The 15,632-nt window shown below is 42.5% G+C and carries 11 protein-coding genes and 2 pseudogenes; 3 read left to right on the top strand and 10 right to left on the bottom strand.

The window, feature by feature from the left end; all coding sequences use genetic code 11:
• Positions 1 to 56: 56 nt before the first annotated feature.
• The gene (locus BS614_RS20195; RefSeq protein ID WP_074095322.1) at positions 57 to 662 is read left to right on the top strand and encodes a TetR/AcrR family transcriptional regulator; all 606 of its coding nucleotides are present in this window, start codon (positions 57 to 59) and stop codon (positions 660 to 662) included.
• Here the strand turns inward: BS614_RS20195 and BS614_RS20190 are convergent.
• The 5 genes from BS614_RS20190 to BS614_RS20170 form a co-directional block, all read right to left on the bottom strand.
• A complete protein-coding gene (locus tag BS614_RS20190) occupies positions 647 to 1,522 on the bottom strand; it encodes a DegV family protein (RefSeq protein ID WP_074095321.1) in 876 nt (291 codons plus the stop codon). The genes BS614_RS20195 and BS614_RS20190 overlap by 16 nt on opposite strands.
• Positions 1,523 to 1,534: 12 nt before the next feature.
• Positions 1,535 to 3,775: an MMPL family transporter gene (locus BS614_RS20185; RefSeq protein ID WP_074095320.1), complete on the bottom strand. Its 2,241-nt coding sequence runs from the start codon at positions 3,773 to 3,775 to the stop codon at positions 1,535 to 1,537.
• 202 nt (positions 3,776 to 3,977) lie between these two features.
• Positions 3,978 to 4,628, bottom strand: coding sequence for a response regulator (locus BS614_RS20180; protein ID WP_074095319.1), 651 nt, complete (start codon positions 4,626 to 4,628; stop codon positions 3,978 to 3,980).
• 16 nt (positions 4,629 to 4,644) lie between these two features.
• Complete coding sequence (locus BS614_RS20175) at positions 4,645 to 5,847, bottom strand: sensor histidine kinase (protein ID WP_074095318.1); 1,203 nt, start codon at positions 5,845 to 5,847, stop codon at positions 4,645 to 4,647.
• Between the two features lie 176 nt (positions 5,848 to 6,023).
• Complete coding sequence (locus tag BS614_RS20170; RefSeq protein ID WP_074095317.1) at positions 6,024 to 8,306, bottom strand: beta-glucosidase family protein; 2,283 nt, start codon at positions 8,304 to 8,306, stop codon at positions 6,024 to 6,026.
• Positions 8,307 to 8,593: 287 nt separating this feature from the next.
• Between BS614_RS20170 and BS614_RS20165 the strand changes: the two genes are divergently transcribed.
• Positions 8,594 to 10,195: a response regulator transcription factor gene (locus BS614_RS20165; RefSeq protein ID WP_074095316.1), complete on the top strand. Its 1,602-nt coding sequence runs from the start codon at positions 8,594 to 8,596 to the stop codon at positions 10,193 to 10,195.
• A gap of 91 nt (positions 10,196 to 10,286) precedes the next feature.
• Here BS614_RS20165 and BS614_RS20160 read toward each other — a convergent pair whose 3' ends face one another.
• From BS614_RS20160 to BS614_RS32195, 3 genes are all read right to left on the bottom strand, one after another.
• The gene (locus tag BS614_RS20160) at positions 10,287 to 11,795 is read right to left on the bottom strand and encodes a family 43 glycosylhydrolase (protein ID WP_074095315.1); all 1,509 of its coding nucleotides are present in this window, start codon (positions 11,793 to 11,795) and stop codon (positions 10,287 to 10,289) included.
• Positions 11,796 to 12,155: 360 nt separating this feature from the next.
• Positions 12,156 to 12,488: a chaperone CsaA gene (gene csaA, locus BS614_RS20155; RefSeq protein ID WP_074095314.1), complete on the bottom strand. Its 333-nt coding sequence runs from the start codon at positions 12,486 to 12,488 to the stop codon at positions 12,156 to 12,158.
• Positions 12,475 to 12,849 (bottom strand): DMT family transporter, encoded by a 375-nt coding sequence (locus tag BS614_RS32195; RefSeq protein ID WP_074095313.1) that lies wholly within the window; start codon positions 12,847 to 12,849, stop codon positions 12,475 to 12,477. The genes csaA and BS614_RS32195 overlap by 14 nt, the downstream gene beginning before the upstream one ends.
• Before the next feature lie 361 nt (positions 12,850 to 13,210).
• Here BS614_RS32195 and BS614_RS20140 point away from each other — a divergent pair.
• Positions 13,211 to 13,444 (top strand): annotated as a pseudogene (locus BS614_RS20140) (AraC family ligand binding domain-containing protein); the annotation flags it as partial.
• A gap of 461 nt (positions 13,445 to 13,905) precedes the next feature.
• Here BS614_RS20140 and BS614_RS31850 read toward each other — a convergent pair.
• Both BS614_RS31850 and BS614_RS20130 read right to left on the bottom strand, forming a co-directional pair.
• Positions 13,906 to 14,553: a hypothetical protein gene (locus BS614_RS31850; RefSeq protein ID WP_074095310.1), complete on the bottom strand. Its 648-nt coding sequence runs from the start codon at positions 14,551 to 14,553 to the stop codon at positions 13,906 to 13,908.
• Between the two features lie 713 nt (positions 14,554 to 15,266).
• Positions 15,267 to 15,454, bottom strand: a pseudogene (locus tag BS614_RS20130) (TetR/AcrR family transcriptional regulator); the annotation flags it as partial.
• Positions 15,455 to 15,632 lie beyond the last annotated feature (178 nt).

Genomic DNA, 15,632 nt, shown 5'->3' with positions numbered 1-15,632 from the left:
AGGTTTTTCCAATAGAACCCCGGCAAAGGCTTGAAAACGAGCGCAGCGATCTAAAATTGAAGCGTCGCACAAGTATTATTGAAGCAGCTCAAATCGTTTTTTTCAATAAAGGTTTCGAACAAGCAACGATGCAGGAGATCGCCGCTGAGGCGAGCTTGGGCGTCGCTACCATATTCCGTTATTTCCCAAAAAAAGACCAGTTAATTGTTGCGGTCGCTTCCGAAATTGTTCAAACCGAGATCGAAGTGTTCGAGGGCATTATACACGATCAAGGAACCTGTTATGACAAGCTGGAAAGAATCTTTGATACACTTATTTTCTTCCAACAGGCGGAACATCAACGGAACTCGAAATTAATTGAGGCATTCGAATGTTACGTCTCCATGTCGAAGCTTTCTCTGGACGATATAGAAATCTATCAGGCCAATTATAATAAACTGATTACCCTGTTTACCGAGCTTGCGGAACTTGGTGAACAGGACGGGTCCTTGCAGACGGATGGCAATACTCGTGAAACCATTATTACCATGATTAATGTGTTTGGAAACTTTTCCAAAAAGATGGCGATGTTGAACGGTATTGATGCATTCCAGACCCAAGTCAATGAAGTGCAGCAGTTTAAAATCCTGAAAAAACTGTTCCTTGATCATTTGAGAGCCTGAATAAGGGGCTCCGACTTCAGGATAAAACTGATTGCCAGACTATGAGGACCACTGTGAGAGCATATGGAGCAGCCGCCTTCGATGATGTGTACATTGCGAACAGAGGTCTCTTCTAGAATCATGTTGCGTATCCACTCCGCAGTTTCCTCTTCCAGTGTCTGGGCAATGATAATCTGGTCGTGATCAATACGATGAATATGGCTCAAGATATCTTGTAAAAGTTTTTTTACAATTCTCTCCTTGCTTCCCCTATACTTCACTCCGGAAAGCACCTTTCCGTGGCTCACATATAAAACGGGACGAATTCGGAGTATACTTCCGATCATGTTTTGAATGCTGCTGACTCTCCCACCTTTATGAAGATAATCGAGATTGTCAACGAGTATATTTAACTGGATTTCATGCCTTACTTTCTCAAGCCTTTCGGCGATCGCGAGGGCACTTTTTCCATCCGAAGCCATTTGCGCAGCCAAGAGTACACTCATGGCTGTTCCTGCGGTTACATTCAACGAATCAACAACCGTTATCCGCCCTGCAGGGAACTCTCTCGCCGCCGCCAAGGCGTTCTGATACGTCGATGATAGATGAGAGGACATACTGATAAACAGTATATCCTCTCCACTTTCAATAACCGGACGGAACGCTTGAATGAAATCTGCAGGCGGAGGTGCAGCTGTCTTTGGCAATTGGTCGTATATCTCAACCAAGTTGTACATGTCTTTTGCATTGATTTCTAATCTGTCAACGTAGGACTTTTCCTGAAAAACAATATATAAAGGTACAATTTCAATATTATATTGGTCAATCCAATCCTGTGGGACATCCGAGATACTATCTGCAAAAATGCGTACTTTCGACATCTACTCCTCCCCCTAACCTGATTTCTCTTTACTCATCAAAGTTGAACTTTCCGATTCTTCATCTTTTTTTGATGAAATAGAGGTATCGATAGAATGAGTATCCTTCATCACGGATTCTCCCTCCACATCAATATTAGGAAGAATTCGATCCAGCCACTTCGGCAAATACCAAGCGCTTCGCCCTAATAGGGTCATCACCGCCGGGACAAGTGTCATCCGAACGATGAATGCATCTACCAAAATCCCAAAGGCAAGTGCTAGTCCCATGGATTTGATCATGGCATCTCCGGCAAAGATAAAGCTCGCAAAGACGGCGATCATAATCAAACCTGCGGCACTTACAACAGGACCACTGTGAGTAATACCACTTCGTATTGATTTCACTGCATCTCCAGTATGATTATAATCCTCTCTCATCCGGCTTACCAAAAATACTTCGTAATCCATGGCAAGTCCGAAGAGAATACCTGTAACCAGAATTGGCAGGAAGCTCAGCACCGGCCCAGGTTCGGGAATACCAAAGAAATTTGCCAGATATCCATCTTGAATGACCAAAACGATAACCCCCAGTGTTGACCCAAGGGTGAACAGGAATCCAAGTACGGCTTTGATTGGAACCAGAATGGATCGGAAAACCAGCATGAGCAACACGAAGGCGAGACCTACAATCAATATTGCAAATTTCGGCAATGCTTCGTCAAGTTTCTCCGAGATATCTATATTGACTGCCGTGCCGCCGGTAACCATAATTTCGACATTATTATCTTTCATCACCTGTTCCGCTTCCGCACGAATAGTTTGGACCAATTCGGTCGTTTTGATATCATGAGGGCCTGTCTTCGGTAACACCGTAATGATTGCGGCCATCCCGGAAGGACTCGGAATTAAAGGATTTACACTTGCCACATCAGGCAGATTTTTGATATATGAGGTTGCTTTGGCAATATCCGCTTGTGGATCTTCCGTTTTTGCTGTTCTAGCAACTACAACCAGTTGACCATTAAATCCTTCTCCAAAGCCTTCCGCAAGCAGGTCATACCCTCGACGTTCTGTTGTATCCGTGGATTTTAAACCGCTATCTGGTAGGCCGAGTTGCATATGCAGGAACGGGATAGTACAAACCGTCAATAAAACGATACACAGGATGGCAGTGAGCCAAGGTTTGCGTGTCACAATCTTGCCCCAACGATTCTCTGTTCCCTCTGCTTTTTTGGGACCAGACCATTTCCGCAGCCATTTGTTCTCACGTGCCGGACTAATTCGATCTCCTGCAACTGCCAATACGGCAGGAACAAAAATGACAGCAATGAATACTGCTACGAATACACTTACAGCTGCCGCCAATCCCATCATGGTTATGAATGGAATCTGTACGACCGACAGACCAACCAGGGCGATAATAACGGTTATTCCTGCAAAGACGACGGAGCTACCTGCTGTTGCATTGGCTTGAGCAATGGCTGTATTTCGCTCAAATCCTGCTGCCAGTTGTTGACGATACCTGGACATGATGAACAGAGCATAATCGATCCCTACAGCCAAGGCCAGCATAACAGCCAGTGTAATGGAGAATGAAGCCATAGAAACTACATTTGAGCCAATGACGATAATCATCATGCCTATACCGAGTCCTACAACTGCGGTTAGGATCGGTAATCCTGCTGCGAGAAACGATGTGAATGTGAAAGCCAGGATCATGAACGCTATCAGAACCCCGATGACTTCAGAAGTACCTCCTATCTCAAGCTCCGAAAAAGCGACACTCCCTGCAAGTTCCGTTTGAATTCCACGATCCTGCAGTCTCTCTACGACACCAAGAACATGTTCTTTGGAAGTCTCTGTTACTTCATTGGCTGGCTGGCTGTATGTAACATCAGCATAACCAATTTTCTTGTCTGCGCTTAGCGTGCCGGCGTCATACGGACTGACGATAGATGTTACCGATGAATCCGATTGAACCTCTTTTAATGCTTCTGCAATCCATTTTTTGTTCGATTCCGATTCCAGTGTTGCCTTTTCAGACTTGAATACTAACCTGATCTGCCCACCATCACCGGAGGATGGGAACTCTTCATTCAATATTATTCCAGCCTGTTCCGATTTGGTTCCCGGAATGGTCATTTCTCCTGTAAAGGACGTTCCCAACCCAAGACCCAAGGCGGCCACAAGCAGTAGAAGCATCAAACCTCCTGCGATCACCATTTTCCTTTTTCTTACCGACCACTCACCGAGTCGAAATAATAATTTTGCCATATTTTTTGACGTCTCCCTTCGTTGCTGCATATCTGGGCTATCTTGATGTCGGACAACCTCGTGAATTCATCATATCTGAAATTAAACAAGAAAAAACGTACATAAGGGCATGCCCTTGATGTACGTTTGGGAAGCACCAATGGGCGGTTTTAGCACTCGCTGACCATTGATATGGAAAATAATATATTAATATAAAATGTATTTACAAATGCAAGATGCCCCTTTCCACGGATACAGCGACAGCTTCCGAACGTGAATCTACGCCCAGTTTGTTATAGATATTGGTCAACTGTGCCTTAACGGTTCGTTCTGCCATTCCCATATCAAAAGCAATCTCTTTGGTGCGAAGCCCACGAGCCACTGCCTGAAGGATGATTAATTCCTTCTCAGTCAACGATAGTGAGTTTTTCGGTTTCACTTCTGCTGCGGGCTTGTCCCGATACGCAAATACTCTGGCGGTTATTTCAGGCTGCAGCAATGTCTCCCCACGCAGAGCGGACTCCAGAGTGCGGAACAGATTCTCTCTGCTTGTATCCTTCAGCAGATATCCTTTGGCTCCCAATCCCAGCCCATTGATCATAAGTTCGTCCTCATTATATGTGGTCAAAATAATTACGGGAATCTGTATGTTTTTTTCGTTCATGATCTTCAATGTATCTAGTCCACTCAATCCACCCGGCATATTCAGATCCATGAGAATGACGTCTGGCTTCAGTGCGTCCATCTGTTCCAAGGCTGCGTTTCCTTCCTCGGCTTCTCCGACAACATCGTAGTTGTCATCAGTTCCAAGAATCAATTTCATCCCTTCACGTACCACCCAATGATCATCTACAATCAGAACTTTATGCTTCATTATTTTTCCTCCCATACTATACAGGTACAGATAGCTCTATTGTAGTACCTTCATTATTGCTCTCAATATGAATTTGCCCACCTATCAGCCGAGCCCGTTCATGAATACCGATCAGGCCGTAATGTCCTGTCTCTTTACCAATTTTTCCAATGTTAAAACCTCTTCCATTATCCTTAATTACCATGTGAAATTGTTGATGATTATCCCAAATGTTTACGGATACACTACTGGCCTGCGCATGACGTGCCACGTTAGTCAGTGTTTCACTCAACATATGCAATACATGCTCCATTTTAGCTCCGGACAGAACAGACTTTATGTTAAATTCCAAATTGACATCAACTCCTGTCGCTAGTCTAAAGCGTTGCAGTTGATCATGAATCGCCTCGTTAAAGTTGACGGCAGGTGTAGCTCTGGTTCTTAGATCGTCAATCGCTTTTCTCGCATCGCCCAGTGTCTGTCTGGCCTGTCCCATGGATGACAAAACAATCTCATGAGCTCGGTCGATGTTCCCTCGGCTCAGATATGCGTCTATCGCTTCCAATTGCATGATTAGTCCGGCTTGCCCCTGAGCCAACGTATCATGCAGATCCCTTGCCATTCGTTGACGCTCGTTGGCCAGCGTCAGCTCTTCCACCTTCTGGTGGGTCAGTTCCAGATCACGCAGAAATGTCTGCGTACGAACCCTGGCATTAACCTGCCGATAGTAAAGGAGCGCATACGCCATAACAACGACAATCATAAGCATAAGTAACGGGATGAACAATGCAAGATCCTGTACATTCTTGATCCACAAGGTGATCAGGCAAAAGAAAAGATACAGCACAAAAGCTACAAAAACCACCTTTTTGGTTTCAAAAAAAATAGCTACGCTTTGCCCTATTAATACAGGAATCAAGCCAATAAGTATGACAGGAAGCCCATCGGGCATGATGATCGAGCTCCCAAAAATAAGGCTTCCCTGGATCATTAGATACAGTGCTCTGGAACGGTTGATAATATCGTTCACACGCCAGTATAGATACATGTGAATGACCATAATCATTATAAAAAACAAGGTGGGCACCAGGAGGGGAATAGACATAGTTTGTAACGCGACAGTGACGATGGTCACCAGTACGGTCCATATGATAATGGGAAGACGGGAGGAAGTAATCTTGTCATAATCCTCATCCATACTTGATTGAAGGAAGCCGGGGTGGTTGGACATATTTTTCATGGAATCACCTCTCATCCAGTCATTATATTACGAATTGTCTATGGGTTATATGTACTTTAGTGCATGCCCTTTCGTACATCATTAGCTTGCTATGTAATAATAGTATAAGAAAATCGCCCATAAGTCATTCTTATGGACGATTCCACTTTGTCTACTCTTTTTAGTTCATCTACTCTTTACTGGCGCACGGCTGCATTCAAGCCTGCAAGAAGCTGTGAGAGCAACTCTTCTGTAAGTGCTCCCCCCGTAAAAGGAATAAGAGCTCGCAGTGGCATATAACGCATGGATGCTTGAATCATCTCTGAAGAGACTGCATCTGAGTGGGCATTTTCAGCACTTTGTGGAGCAAATCCCTGCAATTGTCCCAGTACAGCCATGGTTTTCGGATTAGAGAGCAATTCTCCCAGGGCTGTGTTACGGTCGTAGACTGGAATGATTTCAGGTGAAGTCGATTCTACATGAACGGTCTTTTGCAGGATGATTTGACGAGATGAAGAACCGATCAGGAGATCATACTCACCACTCTCAACATGCCAATCCTTCAAGTCAATATTGTAATACGCAAAGCTTCGTTTATCTAAATTAAAGGTAACAGTCTTCTCTTCCTCCGGCTCAAGAGAAACCTTGGCGAAACCTTTCAGTTCTTTTTCAGGGCGGCTAACGGTTGTCTGCCGATCATGAACATATAGTTGTACCACTTCTTGACCATACCGTTGCCCTATGTTTTTCACGTTAACCGTAACAGTGATTATATCTGTATCCTTGCATTCCGTTTGGCTTGCGTTCAGCTGTGAATACTCAAATTGAGTATAGCTCAAACCATAACCGAAGGGGAATAAAGGTTCAATATCTTTGCCGTCATAATAGCGATAACCCACATAAATGCCTTCTCTATATTCGACCCGATCCCCATCACCAGGGAAGAACAGCGAAGATGGATTATGCTTTAAGGATTGCGGGAAAGTCTCTGCCAGCTTCCCACTGGGATTAACTTCTCCGAATAACAGATCAGCGATTGCTCCTCCTGCAGCCTGTCCACCCAGGTACGCTTCAAGTACAGCTTTTGCATTGTTAAGCCAAGGCATAACAATAGGTGAGCCATTGCTGAGCACAACCACCACGTTAGGCTGGACAGCAGCAACGGCTGTTATAAGTTCCTGCTGGTTCACCGGAATATCCAGATGTGATCGATCGTATCCCTCGGACTCGTAGCGGTCAGGCAGACCGATGAACAACACGGCGACATCAGCTGCTCTTGCAGATTCAACCGCTTCAGCTACCAAATTCGGAGCACTCTCATCGGAGTCGAGGTTGTAACCTGACTTGTATGTGAGCGTTGCGTTAGAGCCTGCAAGCAAGGCCATCTGTTCAAAGGCGCTATCCAGCTTGGTTGGTTTGATATGGGAACTGCCCCCGCCTTGATATCTTACTTTGTCGGCTAACTCTCCGATGACAGCAATGTGGCCTTCTTTTTTAAGCGGGAGAATTTGATGTTCATTTTTTAATAGAACCATCGTTTCACATGCTGCTTTTCTGGCAATCTGATGATGTTGTTCCTGGTCGTAAGTGGTATCGGGACGGTTGTTATCAACCGTTTTGAAAATGATACCTAAAAGCCTCTCTACGGCACGGTCCAATTGCTCTTCAGTCAGTTCCCCTCGGTTTACCGCTTCTACAATCTGTTTTGGTCCTTCTCCGTTGGATGATGGCATCTCAAGCCCCAGACCTGCTGCAATACTTGGTGCAATTTCATTCACCGCAGACCAATCCGTGACTACAAAACCTTCATGACCCCATTCTTCCTTCAGGATAGTAGTGAGTAAGTACTCATGCTGAGAAGCATATGTACCATTAACCTTATTATATGAGGACATAACCGTCCATGGCTGTGATTGTTTGACTGCTTTCTCGAATCCGGTCAAATAGATTTCTCTTAATGTCCGTTCATCTAAAATGGCATCTGTCGTCATACGACGATGCTCTTGGTTGTTTACCGCAAAGTGCTTCAGAGACGTTCCAACTCCCTGACTCTGAACACCTGTTATATGAGCAGCGGCAAGTTCTCCAGTCAGATAAGGATCTTCTGAGAAATATTCGAAGTTGCGCCCGCAAAGCGGGGAACGTTTGATGTTAGCCCCTGGGCCGAGCAGAATGGCTACATCTTCTGCCTGTGCTTCTTTTCCGATCGTCGCTCCTACAAGTTGAACAAGGTCACGATTCCATGAACTGGCCAGGCCAACCGCTGAAGGAAAACAGGTTGAAGGCACACTCTCGTTCAAACCCAGGTGATCTGCCTCGCCTGCTTGCTTACGCAGTCCATGAGGACCATCTGTCATCATGATCGAAGGAATTCCTAACCTTTCTACAGCTTGTGTAGTCCAGAAAGCACTCCCTGAGCATAGCTCGGCTTTTTCAGTCAAGGTTAATTGTTTTACCAGTTGTTTGATGTCACGACTCATCTTCTCGACACTCCTTCATCTCCCGGCAGGTCTCCTCATGAACAGCAGATCCTTGTAATGTTCCCACCGCGCTTGTAAGCTTTCATATTTATACTACGGGAAAGGCAAAATGATTGAAATATCTCTTTCTTAAGGTTACATAACGCAATCTGAATGATAAGGATATCTTAAGATGAGTATCGTTATCTTAAGATTGGAGGTGATTAGAGTGGTCATCCATTGAAATGAGTCCACCTCCACTCTACAATAAGTGATACAGTCAACTTTGCTACGAGGGGGAACTAGCTATGTATGATTTATTAATAGTGGATGACGAGAAATCAGTTGTTGAAAGCCTGGCACTGACCATCCCTTGGGAAGAATACAGTATCCAGGAAGTACACAGAGCATACTCTGCCGCTGAGGCTTTGGACATTGCATCCAGACACGCGATTGATATTATGATTACGGATATTCGTATGCCTGAGATGGATGGTCTCGAGTTGATTTTGGAGATTAGACGGTTTTCTAATAAAATACGTTGTATTATTTTATCGGGTCACGATGAGTTTGAATATGCCCAGAAAGCAATTCAGTATCAGGCAACGAATTATCTTCTCAAGCCAATTGATACCGGTGAATTGATTCACTCCGTTACGGCTGCGATACAAGATATCGAGCACGAATGGGAGAATATCAGTTCTTTTCAACAAATACAGCATGCCCTTCATGCCAATTTGCCTTTGCTTCGGAACCAGCTTCTCAATGATCTTCTTCAGAACAAAGCCATGAGCGATCACATTCTTGCAGAGCGGCTAGGTATGCTGAAGCTTCCGTTTAGTTCGGCCGATCCGTTCAAGATGATGGTCATCCGAATGGAGGAAGAATTCTCCGGTTATGATCTCCGATCTTTATCGCTGTTAGAGTACGCCGTCAGCAATATAACGGAAGAGATATTTCAAAATCCTTTTAAATTATGGCACTGCATTACGGATCAGGGGTATCTCGTGTTCCTGATAAAAAATAATGACCGTAACGTACTCGATTCGGTAGATTCCTATGCGATCAGACTGCAAAATAATGTACAAAAGTTCCTGAAGGGTGCAGTATCGATATGTTTGAGTAAAGAGCATACCTTTCCTGAATCTCTATCAGACCTGTACATGGCTTCCGTGTCTGCCATCAACCGCAATGTTGGCGAAAACAAAAGTTATTTCATCACTTTAGACAAAAAAGACACCGAATCTCATGAACAACAAAATTTGATTAATCTGCACGAGCCACCTTTGTTGCCTAATCTGCTGGAATCGGGGAACTGGGACGAGGCGGTCAGCAAAATTGCCAGAATATTATTTTTAAATGATCCCAAGAGAGAGCTTTCTCATGATCAATTATTTATGGTCCTGCTCTATCTGTCTTCTACGTTTTCCATATCATTTAAGTCACAGGAAGCAACGGTTGAGGAGCTTCTTGGCGAAGAGTTTGATTTTCTAATCAGAAAGAAAAGCCAATTATCCAGCCAACGAATATATATATGGGCAGAGAAAATGATTGATCTGCGTAGGAAAAAGACCTCTCATCAATTGAAGAATGCCCATGAGCAAATTACTTCAAATGTCAGGACGTATATTCAGGAGTATCTTGCTGAGGGAATCTCACTGCAGATGATCGCAGAACATGTTGGCCTTCATCCAGTGTATCTTTCCAAGGTATATAAAACAGTTACCGGAGAAACCATAGGAGATTATTTGTATCATTTACGTATGAAGCGCTCTTCATATCTCCTGTTAAACACCGACTTGAAAATTGCAGATGTCAGCAAGGAGCTCGGATTTTTGGCTCCTCCGCACTTCATTAAAATCTTTAAAAAGCACTATGGTTGTACTCCACAGGAATTCCGCACCAGATAAACGTATTGACAGAGTACCCATCAGTATTGACGGTATCCTTAAATTACATAGAGAAGAGCCAGCTTATTGGCTGGCTCTAACAAGTTTCACATTACCCCTCTGACTTTTCAAACGAAAAACTTAGAAACTCAATGCTCTTATTCCCAGAATATGTGAAATACAAAGCATGCGTCCCCTTTAAGTCTATAAGCGTACTATCTAATGTCCAAGTATCCGATGCATCGACTTTGATTGCAGCACGTTTTTTTCCCGGCTCATCCGAGATAATCAGTGTTCCACTTCCCTGGCCTCTTGTCTTTACAGTGAGTCTTGTTGTACCTTGAAAATTAAAATATTTATAACCAATAAGCGTTCTATTGCTAATATTAGTAATGAAGCGTTCATCAGCCCGATGTGTAATGTGTGGTTTTATCTTTTTACTGCTTCCATTAGTCAAGTGAGGCATTCGTCCATCTGTCAAGTTACAGGCAATAACAGCTGGATACTCCCCTGATGCTTCCAATGGTCCTCCGTTCAGGCCACACGAAGTCATTTCAACTTGTGGAATGGAACCATCGTTCAGAATGTTGATTCGTTCTGCGCATACCTGTCTGGAATTAGAACTCATATGTGTATGTCTGTGATAAAAAATATACCAGTTACCATCGATACATTCGATGCTTCCATGGTTATTTCCCGTGATTGCAAGTCGATCTCTAGGATTTCTGCCATTCATCCCAATGTCTCCATTGGAAATAATGACTCCACCATATTGAAAGTCCTTGTCGGGATAAATACTTGTAGCATAGCAGAGTTCATGATTTACAAAAGAAGAATAGATAAAGTAATATGTTGATCCAATCCTTCGTATAGAACTTGCTTCAAAAAAAGCATGTCCTTCAAAATCCGTATTTTTGGCTTCCATCTCACAAGGTATAATTCGTTTGGGCTCACTTTTAACAGTTAGCATATCTGCCTCAAGTTCTACCACATTTGCCCCCATGATGCCCTGCGCCTCTGATTTAATTTCATCCATGGTTCTATGGAGCATTCCTTGCATAACTTTATTATAGATGCCTTTTACCAGTTTGCTATTCGTCGGCCCTACTGGAAGCGCCCACCCGTAGTAAAGATAGATTTTTCCTTCGTCATTGATGACCGCCGGGTCAAATGGAATAAAGCGAAGCATGAGACTGCCATCCGGGTATTTAACATCTCCATAGTATTCATATTTTCCAGCAGGAGTATCGCAGACGGCGACAGAAATCGGCCCATTGAATCCTCCTTTACCCGAGTGCGCTGCCAAACAGTAGTACAAATAGTATCTTCCATCGTTTCCTTGCACCACATCTGGTGCGTATAAGTACTTTCGTTCTCCTCCACCCTGTACAACCTCTGTTGAATGCGGGTCCTGCGAGGCACTATAAATCGTTCCTTCGTATGTCCAATCCGTCAGGTCTTTCACATCGGCAGAATACACTACATAATCCAGTTCACAAAACGTAGTTCCTCCTTCTCTGTCATGGGAACCATACACATAGACCCTGTCATTAAAAACGTGGGGCTCTACATCCGGGATATATTCATTTAACGGTAAAAAAGGATTAATAACCCTCTCCATATGCTATCTCCTCCACAGGATCTCTATTTACAACGGAGCTTCTGATCCTTTTATTTAAACGTTGCTAAGAGCCTCTAACAATACTTTGCGAAAATTTTTCATATGTCGTCGATATCAGGCATCTTTTGTATGTATCTATTCTAAAGGAATGATCGTTATCCTTAAATAACTATAAAGAAAGACAAAATAACTATATCTAAACTTACTCTTGGATACCTTTAAGAATTGGCATGGCTGCGAACTAATTAATAAGTTAACGAAATTAGAATAAAACAGCGTCAGCCAGGAGTATATTTTATCTTCCATGGCTGACGCTCTGAAGAAATATATATTTAAACTGACCAAACAGCAAACTATTTATTATCCGATTGATGTTCCATTAGGGACCTCAATATCTGGGGTTAATAGCACGACATCCCCCTTCTCAGGAATTCCACCTAGCACCAGTACCTCGGAGTTAAATCCGGCTATACGACGCGGAGGAAAGTTCACTACCCCGACGACTTGTTTCCCTACGATATCTTCGGCCACATATCTTTTAGTAATTTGTGCACTAGATTTTTTGATTCCGATCTCTGGTCCGAAATCTATCTCAAGTTTAATTGCAGGTACTTTTGCCTCTGTAAAAAATGCAGCGTGTGTAATTGTTCCAACACGAATATCCAGTTTCAATAAATCATCAATAGTTGCCATGTAAACATTCTCCTCTTTTACTTTTAGATTTGACTGCCCAGTTCATTACTAACCAATTACTTTTGATCATTAGCAACGTTATAGCTCCATGATTTTGCCCGAAAATCCCCCCCATACCTAGTATAGTCATCATTCCACCTATGAACTGAAAGCCAGAAATGGATTCTCCCAAGAATGCATAGGCAAGAATTATAGCAAGAATAGGCTCTCCGATGATACCTACAGAGACCGTAGTCGCACCCAAAGATTTCAACAGCAGATTAATAAGATATTGTCCAAAAATAGTAGGAATCAACACAAGTAAAAAGAAGTAGATCCAATCTGAAGAGTTATATTCCACTAAAGAGGTATGGTTTAACAAATTTTAAACCAGCATCACGCAGCCCCCAAGGAAAAAAACAATAACACTGTAGATGTTTGCATCTATTTTATGACTCACCTTTTGTCCTGCCAGCATATATGCCGAAACCAGAAGCGTTCCTAATAAAGACAATCCATCTCCTATTAATGCTTCCCTTGATACTCCAATCTTCCTTTCTCATCTCCATGAAACGCAGGCTTTTCCAATGAACAAAAGGAAGCATAAGGATCACCGATATAAACAATCTGTACATCCCGGCGACAGAATTGGATATAATAATATCATCATTAATATTTGTTTTGTGTAATAATATCACTGTATTATATATAAAAATCGTCAATATCAGAAAGAACGACGTTGAATAGTAAAACAGCTTCACGAGACCATCATCTTCCCGGATACTTCATTTCCATACATTATGTACATAGCTACTTCTTCAACAAGGGTTCCTGAGGGACGAGGATTTAATGATTTACATTGGCACGAAGAACTGCAGATTACTCTGGTTACCCATGGAAAACTGGTTATCAGAGTGAACGGAATGGACTATGAATTAGAAACAGGCCAAGCGATTTTAATCAACAAAGGTACTCTAGTGTTCATACTAGAGTTTACAATTACTTTTCAGCAATGGAACCAAGTTCTTGTCCTGCGACAGATATGCATTCTTTATACCAACGTAGGTGTTATGAAAACCAGGATGTAACAGGAAATCACAGGCTATTTAGAGGACTTGTCAGTGAGTGTATGGTGTATCCGTTTTTACAACCGAATCGGCCACAACGAAAACTAAGAAAAATGACGCCAGTTTGCAGCCTAGGGTCTTTTTATAATGTCTACAAAATGGGGTTTTGACCATCAGCAGAGGAACAGCCTCTTTATTTGTTCCTTCACTTTATTATGCTCGCACATAACAAAAATCCCCTCCAGTTTGCAGTGTTAAGATCATTCTAAAATGATCTCTTTTTTTCACTGTCTACCTTGAGGGGGTATTAAAAATGATTGGTACTGCCGTGATTCTAAAGAGCGTAGAAAACAACAAAATACTACCAATAATTAAAAGAAGGCTGAGAACCTTGAAATAGTTACATGACCTGCGCTGTTAGCTATTACTGATAAATTAGCAATGGTAATAGGAAACCCAGATATATTCCTAAATTGAAGTGTACCTCCAACAGCCAAGGACTGAACTTGAACTAAAACCAATTGACCACTTGTTGCCGTGGTTACAGCAGGAGCCAGAAATGCTGTAGAATTATTTAGTGATAGCCCAATTGTTGCTCCTGTTAATGTAGCAGCTGCAAGATTTAGTACAACACTTATGTTGTACAAACCTGCATTTTGTATTGTGAAAACACTTGTTGCTGCATTATAAGTAAGTGCAGTAAATTGGTTTGGAGTAATATTTAAAATATTTGATCCAGAAGCAATTGTCTGAGGTTGAATATTACCATTAAAGTATGAGTCTACAAACGTAGGAGTTGCACCTGTTGCGCCGGTTACCCCAGTAGGTCCTGTCGCACCAGTCACACCGGTGGTTCCTGTCTGCCCAGTAGTGCCGGTGCTCCCGGTAGTGCCAGTCACACCAGTGATACCTGTATCTCCAGTCGCGCCCGTGCTCCCCGTGGCGCCAGTAATCCCTATTGTTGGTCTTACACCACTAACGGGATTATTCTCGATCGGTCCAGTTGATAAAATGGCCATTTATTTCCCCCCTTTCTTTACGTTTTCAGGAACAGGAGAGAAATCTGCATTCCTTATATCCTAATCCTTTTTTAATTCCTATAGACCGACAATTTCAACGGCTTGGTCACCCTCTTATCTGTGCCACACATTTGTTTCCATTCATGGTGTACCGTTACAACAAAAAGCCGATTAGCACCATTGTCAACTCAAGTTTTACAGCGTTTCTCATCTGATCATGGCAGTTAGTGATTATTCGTATTGATTCTTTGTTCAAACCAATAGAGTACCCAGTACAGGTCTTTATTTCATTATGTAGATACTCGTTCAACCCTGACCATCCAAGAAAGATAGTTTCTATACTAAACACACCCTTTCATTTTTCAAAAGGCATGCAAGTTATCGGAAAGACCTAAACTAACTAACCCGCAAAACGTGGTTGGACGCTATGGTTGTTCCAAACCGGAATTGCATTCAATTTGCAAGGCTTATCTCTATTCAAAAGGTATGTCACTTGTTTAACGATCAGACAAAACGAATCCTTGAAGAGCTTATGTCTATTCTCATCTACATATAATTATATATTTGAATCCTTGCGATACTGAGAGGTATCTACTATGATCTATTCGGATTCAATCCCTCATTTATCAACAATTATGACTACCAAAACGGAAATGGGATGAGTTAAAGCATCTTTTCTATAAGAATCAATAGATGATCGACCAACAATTATTGTACTGTAATGTAATGTCCCTGTTCCTGTCCTGATCGAGATTGATTGAATCCAGATGTTAATCAGACTTTTTCTAAACATGGTCTCCATTTGGTTTCGAAATACCATGTTTCCCTTGCTCTTCAGCATAATCGAGTAGAAAGAAGCATGCTGCTCCGAATATTCAAAAGTGTAAAGTAGTGCGGTTTTAATTGAATTTTGACAAAAAAACTGCACCTCCAATTGCTAGATGGTACCTAACAAATGGGGTGCAGTTCAGTTGTTATTGGGCTATAGTTACCCGTTAGTTTAATCCATGCTAGTTGAGCTATTCTAACCTAAATACAATCTTTCTTCCAGTCTCCTTGTCACTGGATAGCTTACTATA

This window comes from Paenibacillus xylanexedens, assembly GCF_001908275.1.
Taxonomy (GTDB): domain Bacteria; phylum Bacillota; class Bacilli; order Paenibacillales; family Paenibacillaceae; genus Paenibacillus; species Paenibacillus xylanexedens_A.
This window is presented reverse-complemented; position numbering and strand designations above follow the sequence as displayed.